The following is a 14,549-nucleotide window of genomic DNA, read 5'->3' as shown; positions in this document are numbered from 1 at the left end:
CAGTTCCCCGCGCAGCGGCGCAATGACGCCCATCATACCCACGTGCGCGACGCCGCGACGCGTATACTGGTCGCGGATTTCGAGGAAGATCGTCCATGCGTTCACTGATGTTCATGCTCGCCGCCGGCGCGCTGTGCCTACTGTCCGCCTGCGGCAACAAGGGACCGCTGTACCGACCGCATCCGGTCGCACCGGCGGCCGCCACGACGGCGATGACGCCCGTCGCACCTGCTTCGATGACGCCGCCGGCGTCGGCTTCCAGCGCCGCGTCCGACGACTGAACCCGCATGCAGCTGGCCTTCACCAAGATGCATGGTCTGGGCAACGACTTCGTCGTGCTCGACTGCCGGCAGCGCCCGATGCCGCTGTCGACCAGCGACATCCGCACGCTCGGCGACCGCTACACCGGCATCGGCTTCGACCAGCTGCTGAGCATCGAGACCGTCGCCGACGGCGACGACTGCCGCTACGCCTACGGCATCTGGAACCGCGACGGCCAGGCCGTCGGCCAGTGCGGCAACGGCGTGCGCTGCGTCGCCGCCTGGCTGCATCGTGAAGGTCTGCTGGCGCTGCACGAGGACGTGCGCCTGCGCAGTCCGTCCGGCCCCGTGCTGGTGCGCCTGCTCGACCCGCTGACCGTGGCCGTGGACATGGGCGAACCCGCTTTCGAGCCGGCGCAGGTGCCATTCGACGCGCCGCATCGCGCCGCGCGCTACCCGCTGGATCTGGACGGCGCGCCGATCACCATCGGCGCGGTGTCGATGGGCAACCCGCACGCGGTGGTCGAGGTCGACGACGTGCGCGCGACGGCGCTGGAACGCCTCGGCCCGCAGATCACCGCCCATCCGCGCTTCGCCGAAGGTTGCAACACCGGTTTCGCCAAGGTGATCGACGAAGCCCACATCCGTCTACGCGTGCACGAGCGCGGCAGCGGCTGGACCCAGGCCTGCGGCAGCGGCGCCTGCGCGGCGATGGCCGTGCTGCAGATGCAGGGCCGGGTCGGTCGCGAGGTCGAAGTGCGCCTGCCCGGCGGCCCGCTGCAGATCGCCTGGAAGGGTCCCGGCCACACGCTGTGGATGACCGGCCCGGCGGCGTTCGTGTTCGAGGGACGCTGCACCCTGCCGGAATGAATTTACCGCGCGACTTGTTCCGTGCCGTACGGACGTCGCACACTTGCCGCATGCCAACGCGGAGCACGACATGGCCGAGATGACCCTGAAAGATGGCTTGCAGGCGATGGACATCGCCGAATACCTGCGCAAGCACCCGCAATTCCTCAAGGACTTCCCCGACCTGGCGATGAGCCTGACGGTGCCCCGCGAACACGGCCCGGCGGCGTCGCTGGCCAGCTATCAGCTGGACGTGCTGCGCGGCAAGAACCGCGATCTGGAGCGCCGCCTGGCGGACCTGATCGAGATCGCCGCCGAGAACGAGCAGCTGATGGTGCGCGTGCACTCGCTGACGCTCGGTCTGGTGCGCGCAAGCAGCCTCGCCGACAGCGCGCGCCGCGTGGTCGCCGGACTGACCGAGGATTTCGACACCGACCTGGTGCGCCTGGTGCTGCTGCGTGAGCATGAGGGACTGCCGCAGGCCGACTGGCTGCTGGTCGAAGCCGGCGGCGCGGCGGCCCTGCCGGCCTTCGCCGAGTTCTTCGCGCGCAAGGATCCGATGGTCGGCCGGCTGGCATCGGAAAAGCTCGACTATCTGTTCGGCGAACAGGCCGACAGCGTGCAGTCGGCCGCGCTGATGCGCCTGGGCGAACACGGCATGCTGGCCATCGGCAGCCACGACGCCAACCGTTTCCATCCCGGCATGGGCGCGGTGTTCCTGAAGCTGATCGCCGAGAGCGTCACCGCCGCCATCCAGCGCTACGCGGACTGACGGCCATGCCGCGGCCGGCCGAACAGGTGCACGCCTGGCTCGAACGCCTGCGCATCGAGCGGGCGCCGTCGCCGCATACCCTGTCCGCCTACCGCCGCGACAGCGACAAGCTGCTGGCCTGGATGCGCGACCGCGAGATCGCCGACTTCGCCGCGCTGAGTCCGGACCGCATGCGCGCCTTCGTCGCCGCCGAGCACCGCAAGGGCCTGTCGCCGACCAGCCTGCAGCGCCTGCTGTCCTCGTGCCGCAGCCTGTTCCGTCAGTTGATCCGCGAGGGCCAGCTCGAACACGATCCCAGCGCCGGCGTGCGCGGCCCGAAGACGCGCCGCAAGCTGCCGCAGGTGCTGGACACCGACGACGCCACGCAATTGGTCGAGACGCCCATCGAAGGTCCGCAGGGCCTGCGCGATCGCGCCATGCTGGAGCTGTTCTATTCGTCGGGCCTGCGCCTGTCCGAGCTGGTCGGCCTGAACTGGCGCGACCTGCAGCTCGACGACGGTCTGGTGCGCGTGCTCGGCAAGGGCAGCAAGACGCGCATCGTGCCGGTCGGCCGCCACGCCATCCGCGCGCTCGAAGCCCTGCGCGACAGCCTCGACGCCGCGCCCGAAAGCCCGGTCTTCCGCGGCCGCAACGACGCTCGCATCAGCCCGCGCACGATCCAGGCGCGGATGCAGAAGCTGGCGTTGGAACGCGGCCTGGCCCAGCGCATCCATCCGCATCTGCTGCGCCACTCCTGCGCCAGCCATCTGCTGGAATCGTCCGGCGAGCTGCGCGCGGTGCAGGAACTGCTCGGCCACGCCGACATCGCCACCACGCAGATCTACACGCACCTGGACTTCCAGCATCTGGCCAAGGTCTACGACGCCGCGCATCCGCGCGCCAAGCGCAAGCACGGCGATTCCTGAATCGCCCGGCCGCGCGGCGCGCCTGCGCCGGAAGTCACCCTTGGAAACGCCCGGCGACAACCCATGTTTCGTTTCTCCCCAGACACGAAACGGCTTGTTCATGGACAGTTTTCACGCCACCACCATCGTTTCCGTCCGCCGCCACGGCAAGGTCGTCATCGGCGGCGACGGGCAGGTGACCCTCGGCCACACGGTGATGAAGGCCAATGCGCGCAAGATTCGCCGCCTGGGCAAGGACGGCATGATCCTGGCCGGCTTCGCCGGCGCCACCGCCGACGCCTTCACCCTGTTCGAGCTGTTCGAGGACAAACTGGTCAAACACGGCCACAACCTGACCCGCGCCGCGGTGGAACTGGCCAAGGAATGGCGCACCGACCGCCGCCTGGGCAAGCTCGAGGCGATGCTGGCGGTCGCCGACCACACCAATTCGCTGCTGATCTCCGGCAACGGCGACGTGCTGGAGCCCGAGGACGGCCTGATCGCCATCGGTTCCGGCGGCCCCTATGCGCAGGCCGCGGCCCGCGCGCTGATGGAAGGCTCCGACCTCGATGCACGCACCATCGTGGAAAAGGCGCTGAAGATCGCCGGCGACATCTGCATCTACACCAATCACAACACTTCGATCGAAGAACTGGAGATCGGCGCCAACGCCTGATCCCGTCCGATCCGCGCGCGTGCCCGGCACGCGCCGCCCCCTTCACGACACATCCGACGGCCTGCCGGCAAGAAGCCCATGACTGAACTGACTCCCCGCGAAATCGTCAACGAACTCGACCGCTACATCATCGGCCAGAACGACGCCAAGCGCGCCGTCGCCATCGCCCTGCGCAACCGCTGGCGGCGCATGCAGCTGGAACCGGCCATGCGCAACGAGGTGACGCCGAAGAACATCCTCATGATCGGGCCCACCGGCGTCGGCAAGACCGAAATTGCGCGACGACTGGCGACGCTGGCCAACGCGCCGTTCGTGAAGGTCGAGGCGACCAAGTTCACCGAGGTCGGCTACGTCGGCAAGGACGTCGAGTCGATCATCCGCGACCTGGCCGACCAGGCCTTCAAGCTGACCCGCGAGCAGGCCACCAAGCGCGTGCGCACGCAGGCCGAGGACCGCGCCGAGGACCGCATCCTCGACGCCCTCTTGCCGCGCCGACAGGCCAGCGCGCCGAACGACTGGAGCCAGGACCAGGCCTCGCCCAAGGCCATCGACAGCGATACCCGGCAGAAGCTGCGCAAGCAGCTGCGCGAGGGTGCGCTGGACGAACGCGAGATCGAGCTCGACGTCAGCATGAACGTCGGCGTCGAGATCATGTCGCCGCCGGGCATGGAAGAGATGAGCCAGCAGCTGCAGCAGATGTTCGCCAACATGGGCGGCGGCAAGACGCAGAAGCGCAAACTGACCATCGCCGCCGCGCGACCGCTGCTGATCGAGGAAGAGGCCGGCAAACTGGTCAACGAGGACGAAATCCGCGCCGCCGCGGTCGAGTCCGCCGAGCAGAACGGCATCGTGTTCCTCGACGAGATCGACAAGGTCGCGCAGCGCTCCGAATACGGCGGCAGCGCCTCGGGCGTCAGCCGCGAGGGCGTGCAGCGCGACCTGCTGCCGCTGGTGGAGGGCTCGACGGTGTCCACCAAGTACGGTCCGATCAAGACCGACCACATGCTGTTCATCGCCTCCGGCGCATTCTCGCTGGCCAAGCCCTCGGACCTGATTCCCGAGCTGCAGGGCCGGCTGCCGATCCGCGTCGAGCTGTCGGCGCTGTCGGTGGACGACTTCAAGCGCATCCTGCGGGAACCCAACAACGCCCTGACCAAGCAGTACGTCGCGCTGCTCGGCACCGAGGGCGTGGAGCTGACGTTCGAGGATTCGGGCATCGACCGGCTGGCCGAGGTCGCGTTCCAGGTCAACGCCCGCACCGAGAACATCGGCGCGCGCCGCCTGCACACGGTAATGGAACGCCTGTTGGAGACGATCTCCTACGAAGCTACCGACAAAAGTGGCGAAAAGTACGTCATCGACGCCGAATACGTCGACAACACGCTGGAAAGCCTGGTCGAGGACCAGGACCTCAGCCGTTACATTCTTTAACGAGCGCCCCGGCGCACGGTGCTAGAATCACTCGGTTATGGGAACCGTTCATCGCATGCAGAACCGGGGCCAGCGCGCCCGTCTGCGCCAGGCCCAGCAGCAACGCCAGCTAATCCGGCTGTGGCGCGGCGACATGGAGCACGGCAGTTTCTCCGGCTACGTGGCCGGCGTCGGCCGTGAATTCTTCCTGCTGCACGTGATCGGCGACGGCATCAGCGACGACGGTCTCTACGCGATGCGTCACCGCGACGTCACCGAGCTGGAGCTGCCGGATCGCCACGCCCGGTTCATCGATCGCGCCGTGGTGCTGAAGGGCATCGCCCCGCGTCAGCCGCTGGATTTCCCGCTCGACGACGTCACCCAGGTGATCAAGGCCGCCGCCAAACGTGCGCCGGTGATCGGGGTGCACGTCGACAGCGAGGACGAAGCCGAGGTCTGCTACATCGGCCGCCTGCTGCAGAGCGACGACGACGGTTTCGGTCTGCAGGAGATCAGCCCCGACGCCGAATGGCTGCGCGAGGTCTCGCAGTTCGGCTGGGACGAGGTCTCCACCGTGAGCATGCACGACCCCTACGCCAGCGCCCTGCTGGCGGTCGCCGGCCCCGCGCCGGCGCTGGAGCCGGGCGACGCCGGTATCGGGCATCTGTCCTGATTCGGGATTCGGGATTCGGGATTCGGGATTCGGGATTCGGGATTCGGGATTCGGGATTCGGGATTCGGGATTCGGGATTCGGGATTCGGGATTCGGGATTCGGGATTCGGGATTCGGGATTCGGGATTCGGGATTCGGGATTCGGGATTCGGGATTCGGGATTCGGGATTCGGGATTCGGGATTCGGGATTCGGGATTCGGGATTCGGGATTCGGGATTCGGGATTCGGGATTCGGGATTCGGGATTCGGGATTCGGGATTCGGGATTCGGGATTCGGGATTCGGGATTCGGGATTCGGGATTCGGGATTCGGGATTCGGGATTCGGGATTCGGGATTCGGGATTCGGGATTCGGGATTCGGGATTCGGGATTCGGGATTCGGGATTCGGGATTCGGGATTCGGGATTCGGGATTCGGGATTCGGGATTCGGGATTCGGGATTCGGGATTCGGGATTCGGGATTCGGGATTCGGGATTCGGGATTCGGGATTCGGGAAAAGCGTAAATCCCATCTTCTCGTCATCCCGGCGCAAGCCGGGACCTAGTGACTTCATCGCACCAACACGGCGCTGGGTCCCGGCTTGCGCCGGGATGACGAGCATCGGGAGAAAACCGTGCTGCAATGGCACGGAACCCAGGTCCCCGCCGGTTCACCGCATTCCCAGTTCCCCTGTCCGATGCACGCCTATGGCTTGTGCTCGCCGCGAGCACCCTTCACCGTGCGCTCGAAGAAATCGTCGATCAGGTGATACACATGCGCGCGCTGGCCGGGCAGGTTCAGGCCGTGCTTGCCGCCGGGGTAGGTCATCAGGCCGAACTGGATGCCACGCTTCTGCAGCGCAGACATCAGCTTGGTCGAGTTGAGGAACAGCACGTTGTCGTCGGCCATGCCGTGCGCCAGCATCAGCGGCGCGGTCAGGCCGTCCAGCCACGCCATCGGTGAACTGCGCGTGTAGCCGGCCTCGTTGTCCTGCGGGCGACCCAGGTAGCGCTCGGTGTAGAAGGTGTCGTACAGGGTCCAGTCGGTGACCGGCGCCACCGCCACGCCGCCGGCCAGATCGGCCGAGTCCTTGGCCAGCATCATCAGCGTCATGTAGCCGCCGTAGCTCCAGCCGAACACGCCGATGCGCTTGGCATCGACCCACGGCTGTTGCTTGAGCCAGTCGATGCCGGCGATCTGGTCCTCGACCTCGGCCACGCCGAGCTGGTGGTAGATGGCGTCGCTGAACCTGCGCCCGCGACGCGCCATGCCGCGGTTGTCCAGGGTGAACACCACGAAGCCCTGCTGCGCCATGTACTCGGCGAAGTCGTCGACCCAGCCGCGCGTGACCATCTGCGCGTGCGGACCGCCGTAGAAGGTGTCGAACACCGGGTATTTCTTGTTCGGATCGAAGTTCAGCGGCTTGTACACGCGGTAGTACAGGTCCTGCCCGTCGATGGCCTTGATGTGACCGAATTCCGGCGTGACGTGGCTGTCCATGTACGGCCAGTACGGGTGGTTCTCGTCGAGCTTGTTCTCCTCGATCCAGGTCACGAAGCTGCCGTCGGCGCGGTGCACGCTGACCTGCGGCGGCGTGTTCGGATCGGAGAAGGTGTCGACGTAGAAGCTGCCGTCGGGCGCGAAGGTCGCCACGTGGGTGCCGTCACGCTGACTGATGCGCTGCGGGTTGTCCGCGTCGCTGCCGTCCAGCTTCAGCGCGTAGACCTGGCGGTCGGGCACGAAGTCGCGGTTGGCGCTGACGTAGACCAGCCCCTTCTTCTCGTCGACGGCGAGCAGGCCGTCGAGATTCCAGTCGCCGGCGCTGATGGCGTGCTTCAGCTTGCCGTCCAGGCCGTACAGATAGAGGTGGTGATAGCCGCTGCGATCGCTGCCCCAGATGAACGTGTCGCCACCGGGCAGGAAGCGTAGGTCGTCGTTGAGGTCGATCCAGGTGCGGCTGGTTTCGGTCAGCAGCACGCGCTGCTTCAGCGTGGCCGCGTCGACCAGGCGCAGTTCCAGTTTCTGCTGGCTGCGCGGCATCCACTGGTAGCTGAGCCGCTTGCCGTCCGGCAGCCATTTGACGCGGGTCAGATAGATGTCCGGATCGGCGCCGAGGTCGATCCAGCGCGTCGCGCCGCCCTTGGGCGACACCAGGCCAAGCTGCACGAGCACGTTCGGATCGCCGGCGAACGGGTAGCGCTGGTCGACCATCGCGGTGTGGTCGGCATAGATTTCCATGCGCTGCGTGACCGGCACCGGCGCCGCGTCGTAGCGCTCGTAGGCAATGGATGAATCGTCCGGCGCCCACCAGTAGCCGGTGCTGCGCGCCATTTCTTCCTGCGCCACGAACTCGGCCTCGCCGTTGTGCACGGTGCCGCCGCCGTCCTGGGTCAGCTGCGTGCTCTGGCCGCTGGCCAGATCGATCACCCACAGGTTCTGGTCGCGCACGTAGGACACGTAGTGGCCCAGCGGCGAAATCTTCGGGTCGATGGCGTCGCCGCCGGTGTCGAGCTTGGTCACCGCGGTCGCCGCCGACGCGCTCAGGTCGTACAGGTACAGCGTGCCGGCCACCGGAATCAGCAGTTTCGTGCCGTCGTGCGACCATTGGTAGTCGAGGATGCCGCGCAAACCGGCGGTGCGTTCGCGTTCGCGGCGCGCCTTCTCGGCGTCGGACAGATGGCGGTCGCCGCCCAGCGAGCGCGAATCGACCAGCATGCGGGTGCGCTGATCGGCGAGGTTGTATTCCCACAGGTCGAAGGTGTGCTGGTCGTCGGCCTTGGCACGCAGGAAGGTCACCCGCTGGCCGTCCGGCGAGACTTTCAGGCCGCGCACGGTGGCGCCGGACAGGCTGCCGCCGTCGAAGATGCGTTCGATGGTGAGTTTCTTGGCCATGACGGGACATGCGGCAACCGTCAGCACGGCGGCAAGCAGGAATGCGCGCATCGATACACCTTGCGTTGCGGGAACGAAGGCACGATTAAAACGCGAGCGGCGCGCCGAGGCCAGCCCAGCGCGCGAACCGGCTTCGCGCACGAGCCGCGTCGGACGTCGCCAAGCCGTCCGACGCGTGCTCGAACGACGCGCTCAGCGTTGCCCGAACAAGTGCTTCCTGGCTTCCGCGCTGGTGGTGTCGGAGCGGTACGGCGCGCCCACCGCATAGGCGCGCTGCGTGGCTTCGCGCGCGGCGATGGCGTCGAACCAGCGCTTCAGATCCGGGAATTCGGCCAGATCCATCTGCTGCGTTTCATGCGGCACGATCCACGGGTAGGCCGCCATGTCGGCAATCGAGTAATCGTCGCCGGCAATGAAAGCGCGGCCGCGAAGGCGCTGGTCGAGCACGCGGTACAGCCGATGCGTCTCGTTGACGTAGCGCTCGATGGCGTACGGAATCTTCTCCGGCGCGTAGCGGTTGAAGTGGTGGTTCTGGCCCAGCATCGGACCCAGCCCGCCCATCTGCCAGAACAGCCATTCCAGCGTGACATTGCGCGTACGCAGATCGTCGGACAGGAACCGGCCGGTCTTTTCGGCCAGATACAGCAGGATCGCGCCGGACTCGAACAACGAGATCGGCAGACCGCCGTCGGCCGGCCTGTGGTCGACGATGGCCGGCATCTTGTTGTTCGGCGAGATGGCCAGGAACGCGGGCGTGAACTGCTCGCCCTGGCCGATGTTGACCGGATGAATGGTGTAGGGAAGACCGGCCTCTTCCAGGAACAGCGTCACTTTGTGGCCGTTGGGCGTCGGCCAGTAATACAGATCGATCACGTGCGTCTCTCCTTGCCAGGGCAGCTCTCTCCCTTTTCACGACATGGCGGGAAAAGGCCGCGGCCTCAAGCACGCGATCGGTGAACAGTCATTTTCCGATGCAACAAGTCTTATAGTCATGTAAGCTTCTGAAATACATGAATTTAAATTTTTGATAAAATTTTTGTGGTCCCGTAGGTGGTCCCGTTTGACGGGCCTTGACCCGCAATGATCCCCACCTTCATCCGTTGCACCACAGCACCTTCATTTATGTTTCGTTCATCTTTATATCGTGTTCGACCTTCGATCCCTTTTCTAAACATTCAGGAAATCGCTCAAAAATAAGATCAATAGTACGTCGAACTCAAGACAGTCCCGGTCCGAAAATCTCTTTAGAAAAAATTCAAGCGTTAATTTTCTTAGTTGTGGATGAATCTCAATCTGTTCAAGGTCTTCCATAACAAAATTTCTATGTGCATCATTTGCCTCGTCTTCGCAGACCCATGCTCGCATTCGCGATTATTTGAATTTTTAGAGGTAAAAATATGACAATAAATATGCACAATAAAAAAGAAAAATACGGGCGATCACTATATCTTGCTGAACGACCCCGTCTTTTGAGGCTACCCAAGGTAATCGATTTGGTTAATTTATCTCGATCGCAAATTTATAAGATGATATCTGGAGGTAAATTTCCGAGGCAGATAAAATTATCCGAACGCGCGGTTGCTTGGCGAGAGGATGAAATTTTAAATTGGATTAAAAAACTTAATCCACATTGAATTCAAAAAGCAATAAAAATACGAATCAATACGCTAAGCTGTAGATTACACTAAAAATTCATCATCCGGTTCACACAAGTTAATCCGATATAAATAGTTATATCGCATCATTACGTGGTCTATGATAATCCATGCCACGCTTGCGTATCCACTGATGATCCATACCTTTGCGCGCTCACGCGAGCAAGCCTAAGTGTTATCTAAATTATTATACAAAAGGATTAACATCATGGATTATATCACAAAATTCAAAAGCCATTCATACGCTAAAACTTTCGTAGAATCGTTTGGGCCATATAAATTCTTTCTCACCCTAAGTTTCCAGAAAGATATTAACAAACACGACGCAAAGAATATGGCAGCTAAGGTGATCCGCAGAATGAACAAGTTCATCTATGGAAGATATTATAAGAAATATAATTCCCACATAAAGGGGGTGTGTGTTTTAGAAGAGGCGCCAATTTTCAGGCCTGTATCATGTCTGAGCAAAGGCAACGCGCATTTCCATTTTTTATTTCAGGAGATCATAGAGAAAGATGGCACTAAGCTGGCTTTGGACAAGCTGAAGGATACATTCATCCGCGCTTCTAATACATTGAACCCTGTTTATGGGAAAAAGTTCGTCAGCAAGGGTAATATGGATGTACAAATCGTCAAGGATGCAGCTGCGGCAATGCAGTATGTTTGTAAGGAGTCTAGAAACTCAAATTGGTTGATAGAAGATCACATCTATGCGCTTCATCCTGATGGTTTAGCTGGTTAATTAGGGGTCCACAAAATTACTACAATGAATAATTTATTTCCTCGTTAATTCAATGCTTTAGATATCGTGCTAGATGAATTAAGTTACCCATGATTTTGACCATTGATCCAGGTGAGAGGGTATCAACATACTTATATTATTTCTTCGATTATCAGATTTTCAATAGATCATATTCATCTTATGATTTCCAAAATTTTATCCTTCTTGCTTTTTGGTAACTTTTCATATTCAGCTAAAAATTCGGCTAACCTATCATCCATAGTATAAAAGTATGCGACTGGTTTACTTAGGACTCGTCCTATTTGCGCCAGCATAGCCACATTCGGAACATGTTTCCCGCGCTCATATTGATTCATTCGGGTTGAGGCTCCTGAAGGGTCCAACCCTGCCATGATCCCTAGCTCCCGCTGCGACAGTCCTGCAGCCAGCCTGGCTTGCTTGAGGCGTATAGCGACTATATCGAGCTTTGTACCCTGTGATAGACCAGGCATGCCTGTAGTTCTCTAAGAACATGAGGCCTACAGGCTCAATGCTTCAGGGTTGACCGGATACTCAGGAATCCTTAGTATTTGATCGTCTGACGTTGCCCGCGATGTATGTCGGGCTTCTCTTATCTACGGATTCGTGAAGGAAAAGATATGGCTCTTTACCAAGTGAAGATGGGTCGTCCAGGGGGCGGCAGCGGTACTTTCGTAGTTGAACTTCACGCTTCTACGCCCGACGAAGCTCGTCGTACAGCTGAATCACAGAACCCGGGTTATAAAGCTCAAGCAGTTCATAAAGTCTGATTCATTTATTTAACCCGACCGCAAAGAATCTTATCGAAGGGGAAATTATCGTGACTGGATTGCTTATCCTTTTGCTTGTAAGCGCTTCGGCAGTATGGGTATACCTAGATGCGAGCAGGAATGAAATTGGTCACGATCCAAATAGATCGGGATTATTCAACATGTCCGCCGGAGCCTGGGGGTTAGCCTCTCTCCTAATCTGGATTATAGGATTTCCAGCTTACATAATTAAACGTAAATCATTGGTCGAGCATGCTAAATCGAACCCACATCCAGTAAAAAATAGGTTACTGAAATCATTTGGTTTTGCGGCAACAGGGCTATTGTTAATAGCTTTTACTGTATTCAATCAACCAGCTCAGGCTCTTCCATCCTGCACTGATCCACATGTAACCAATCTCCTCATGAATGTGCTCAGAACCTCTCCTGCAGGACGATCGGGGATCATTTTTTCCCAAATCAATGATTCTTCCGAATTACACTCAAGTGTGAATGGTGACTTTCGTATGTGTAGAGCGAGTGTGATCGCGGATGGGAGCGACGTCGATATCCAATATTCCGTAAAATGGCAAGATAAAGATCATACTGCTTTTGTTGTAGAAACATTAAGGGCTGACTAACTAGTCAGCCCTTAATGTTTAGCACATTGCAAAATTCAACTATGCGCTATGTTGAATAAGTCAGCGAACGTTCTCCTGAAACCTAGATCAGATTGTTTGATAAAAATTGGACTACTTCTTGTGCGATTTGTTCTTGAGTTTCACTTCGTGGTTCCAAGTTTTCCGCCCAATGCCTTCCTGGATGCAAAACATCCCACCTCGGCCTGACCCCTTTATGGCGCCCTTTACCTGGATTGTGGTTTCCGAAGCCATCAACCACTTTGTTCCATAACGGCACATATCTTGATATGACTAGATTTTCGCCCAATGGAATCCAAGTATCCTCAACCAGAAGAAATCTACAGCTAAAGTCTTTTATATTCAGATTGCTTGCTGAGCGGATGCTATCCGCATGTTCTGCAAGACGTTTGTAGAGAACTTTTCCAGGCGGACTGCTCAGATTCCCTCCTGTTCGACCACCTTTTGGAATGGCTTTTCCTACATAAATTGGGATTAATGAATTTATTCCATTTCGGTTACGCTCAGATAGCGCTTTATACGGAGCAAAATCACCATGGTAGTAGATAGCATATATGCCGGCTCCCACAAATGCCTCAATAGAACACAGGGTGTAAAGCTCCGCCTTCTCAAGCGCATCCGCGACACTCTCTCCGAGAGCCAATTTATCGAGAGGATTGAACGGTACTACGTTGCTCATGCCGCACCCCTGTTGCGTGAACTCTTAGTGTGCGAGAGTTCTGAAAGCGCCAGTTGCTCTAGGACAGACGAGGCAACCCGCTGAGCTAGCAACACCGGCACAGCGTTGCCTAACTGGCGCATTGTCTCAGTCCACGATCCATGGAACCTAAAGCCGTCTGGGAAAGTTTGCAACCTTGCGCTCTCTCTCACTGAAAAGTAGCGCACAGTCCCATTTTCCCTGACAAGCATATTCTCGCCACCTGGGACGCCATGATCTCCAGCCTTGAGAGTCTTAGCTGGCAGATCGTATGGGCTTCCGGTATGACCTGGATAGACTTTGGCGCCAGGCTGAAGTCTATGATCTGAGATCATACGTGCAGAGTCAGTACGGGGCTCTGGAAGGCCTTCTAAAGCGTCCCGAACCGTTTTCCATGGCAACTCGGGAGGTGGTACATCCAAGGATCGCAACTTTTTGACTCTCGCTTGATACTTCTGCGGAACAGGCGGACGCCGCTTTGAACTAACACCATGCCGATCCCAGTAATCCCCAGTAACCCATTGCGAATAGAGCAACGCATCGAGGCTATGCGTTGGCGAGGGGAAATTCCATTCGATACCTAAATCTGCGCGGAAGCCGACAATAAAAACTCTCTCCCGCCTCTGGGGAACACCATAGTCAGCGGCATTTACTAGAGTCGGTACTACGTTGTATGTCAGTGATTTTCGCTTACGTCTTCCTGACGTCCTCTCCGCTTGAAGCCGAAGTAGATGATCGAACCATGCCTCTTTCTTTTTCTTTGCAACTTCGGGGAATTCGAGTTGAAGGAGTATATATTGGTAATAATTAGCGAATGATGATCGCGTCAACCCTTTGACATTTTCAACAATGAAAGCTTTAGGGCAAAGCTGTCGGACAATATCAACGGTTGCTGGAAACATATCGCGCCCATCATCGTGAGCGCGATGCTTCCCACCCATTGAGAACGGTTGGCACGGCGGGCCTCCGGCCACTAGATCTACGGATGATTCTATAGACGACCAGTCGTAGTCCCTGACGTCGCCTTCATAGAGAGGCCAGTTACGTACCAAAGGGTAATCCCGCTTCTGATTCTCTCGTACGGTATCACACGCCCATTTATCCCACTCGGCTACAGCTAGTGGTTCGAAGCCCGCTAGCTCACACCCCATCGCTAGCCCCCCTGCACCAGCGAATAATTCTATCGACTTCATCTCAACCCCTCTTATTCCTTCAAAAATAAATCTAAACGCTTTGCAAGCAAGTCATGATCCAGCTTCGTTTCACACTCCCAAATGACTAGGATTTCCCATCCACTAGCCCGGAGTTCACGACAGTGCCTCGTGTCTCTTTGGCGATTTCCTTCGAGCTTCGCTAACCAAAAATCTTTACGAGACTTAGGGAGTCTCGCGAGCGAGCAACTTTCATGTCGATGCCAAAAACAGCCATGCACAAAGATCAGCTTCTTCCGGCTCGGAAAGACTAAATCTGGCTTTCCCGGCAACCGCCTGTCATGCAATTTGTATCTGTATCCCATTCGATGGACTAGCCGGCGAACAAGCATTTCCGGAGTCGTGTCCTTGGATTTGACCTTGGACATTACTCTGCTTCTCTCAGCTGGATTCAAACTGTCTGACATGCTTGTGTAGAAAC

16 protein-coding genes are annotated in these 14,549 nt (G+C 58.8%); 10 read left to right on the top strand and 6 right to left on the bottom strand.

Features of this window, described 5'->3' with window-relative positions; all coding sequences use genetic code 11:
• The first annotated feature begins 95 nt into the window (after positions 1–95).
• From lptM to LF63_RS00620, 7 genes are all read left to right on the top strand, one after another.
• On the top strand, positions 96–281 hold the full coding sequence (lptM, locus tag LF63_RS00650; protein WP_043098927.1) for an LPS translocon maturation chaperone LptM: 186 nt from the start codon (positions 96–98) through the stop codon (positions 279–281).
• 6 nt (positions 282–287) lie between these two features.
• Positions 288–1,130: a diaminopimelate epimerase gene (gene dapF / locus LF63_RS00645; RefSeq protein ID WP_043098925.1), complete on the top strand. Its 843-nt coding sequence runs from the start codon at positions 288–290 to the stop codon at positions 1,128–1,130.
• A gap of 70 nt (positions 1,131–1,200) precedes the next feature.
• Positions 1,201–1,881 carry a DUF484 family protein gene (locus LF63_RS00640; protein WP_043102759.1) on the top strand — a complete coding sequence of 227 codons (681 nt, stop codon included), beginning with the start codon at positions 1,201–1,203 and terminating at the stop codon, positions 1,879–1,881.
• A 5-nt stretch (positions 1,882–1,886) separates the two neighbouring features.
• Positions 1,887–2,786, top strand: a complete 900-nt coding sequence (gene xerC / locus LF63_RS00635; RefSeq protein ID WP_043098923.1) for a tyrosine recombinase XerC — start codon at positions 1,887–1,889, stop codon at positions 2,784–2,786.
• 100 nt (positions 2,787–2,886) lie between these two features.
• Positions 2,887–3,441 (top strand): ATP-dependent protease subunit HslV, encoded by a 555-nt coding sequence (hslV, locus tag LF63_RS00630; RefSeq protein ID WP_043098921.1) that lies wholly within the window; start codon positions 2,887–2,889, stop codon positions 3,439–3,441.
• A gap of 78 nt (positions 3,442–3,519) precedes the next feature.
• Positions 3,520–4,872 carry an ATP-dependent protease ATPase subunit HslU gene (gene hslU / locus LF63_RS00625; protein ID WP_043098920.1) on the top strand — a complete coding sequence of 451 codons (1,353 nt, stop codon included), beginning with the start codon at positions 3,520–3,522 and terminating at the stop codon, positions 4,870–4,872.
• Between the two features lie 55 nt (positions 4,873–4,927).
• A complete protein-coding gene (locus tag LF63_RS00620) occupies positions 4,928–5,524 on the top strand; it encodes a hypothetical protein (protein WP_235205232.1) in 597 nt (198 codons plus the stop codon).
• A 686-nt stretch (positions 5,525–6,210) separates the two neighbouring features.
• Here the strand turns inward: LF63_RS00620 and LF63_RS00615 are convergent.
• A complete protein-coding gene (locus LF63_RS00615; protein WP_043098916.1) occupies positions 6,211–8,448 on the bottom strand; it encodes a S9 family peptidase in 2,238 nt (745 codons plus the stop codon).
• Between the two features lie 141 nt (positions 8,449–8,589).
• Positions 8,590–9,270 carry a glutathione binding-like protein gene (locus LF63_RS00610; protein ID WP_043098914.1) on the bottom strand — a complete coding sequence of 227 codons (681 nt, stop codon included), beginning with the start codon at positions 9,268–9,270 and terminating at the stop codon, positions 8,590–8,592.
• Between the two features lie 524 nt (positions 9,271–9,794).
• Between LF63_RS00610 and LF63_RS16445 the strand changes: the two genes are divergently transcribed.
• On the top strand, positions 9,795–10,031 hold the full coding sequence (locus LF63_RS16445) for a helix-turn-helix transcriptional regulator (protein WP_221265681.1): 237 nt from the start codon (positions 9,795–9,797) through the stop codon (positions 10,029–10,031).
• Positions 10,032–10,260: 229 nt separating this feature from the next.
• Entirely contained in the window at positions 10,261–10,794 is a 534-nt protein-coding gene (locus LF63_RS15645) for a hypothetical protein (RefSeq protein ID WP_152569192.1), read from the top strand.
• A gap of 173 nt (positions 10,795–10,967) precedes the next feature.
• Here LF63_RS15645 and LF63_RS15060 read toward each other — a convergent pair whose 3' ends face one another.
• Positions 10,968–11,186, bottom strand: coding sequence for an XRE family transcriptional regulator (locus LF63_RS15060; protein WP_235205340.1), 219 nt, complete (start codon positions 11,184–11,186; stop codon positions 10,968–10,970).
• 446 nt (positions 11,187–11,632) lie between these two features.
• Between LF63_RS15060 and LF63_RS15640 the strand changes: the two genes are divergently transcribed.
• A complete protein-coding gene (locus LF63_RS15640; RefSeq protein ID WP_152569191.1) occupies positions 11,633–12,202 on the top strand; it encodes a hypothetical protein in 570 nt (189 codons plus the stop codon).
• A gap of 82 nt (positions 12,203–12,284) precedes the next feature.
• Here LF63_RS15640 and LF63_RS15055 read toward each other — a convergent pair whose 3' ends face one another.
• From LF63_RS15055 to LF63_RS15050, 3 genes are read right to left on the bottom strand one after another with little or no spacing between them, the layout of a single operon-like run.
• Positions 12,285–12,899, bottom strand: coding sequence for an Eco29kI family restriction endonuclease (locus LF63_RS15055; protein WP_052394459.1), 615 nt, complete (start codon positions 12,897–12,899; stop codon positions 12,285–12,287).
• The gene (locus LF63_RS16425; protein ID WP_043098913.1) at positions 12,896–14,110 is read right to left on the bottom strand and encodes a DNA cytosine methyltransferase; all 1,215 of its coding nucleotides are present in this window, start codon (positions 14,108–14,110) and stop codon (positions 12,896–12,898) included. Before LF63_RS16425 ends, LF63_RS15055 begins: the two co-directional genes overlap by 4 nt.
• An 11-nt stretch (positions 14,111–14,121) precedes the next feature.
• Positions 14,122–14,535, bottom strand: a complete 414-nt coding sequence (locus tag LF63_RS15050) for a very short patch repair endonuclease (RefSeq protein WP_052394456.1) — start codon at positions 14,533–14,535, stop codon at positions 14,122–14,124.
• Positions 14,536–14,549: the final 14 nt, after the last annotated feature.

Source organism: Oleiagrimonas soli, from assembly GCF_000761445.1.
In the GTDB taxonomy this organism is placed as follows: Bacteria; Pseudomonadota; Gammaproteobacteria; order Xanthomonadales; family Rhodanobacteraceae; genus Oleiagrimonas; species Oleiagrimonas soli.
Note: the sequence above shows the minus strand (reverse complement) of the source record. Positions and strands in the feature narration are given on the sequence as shown.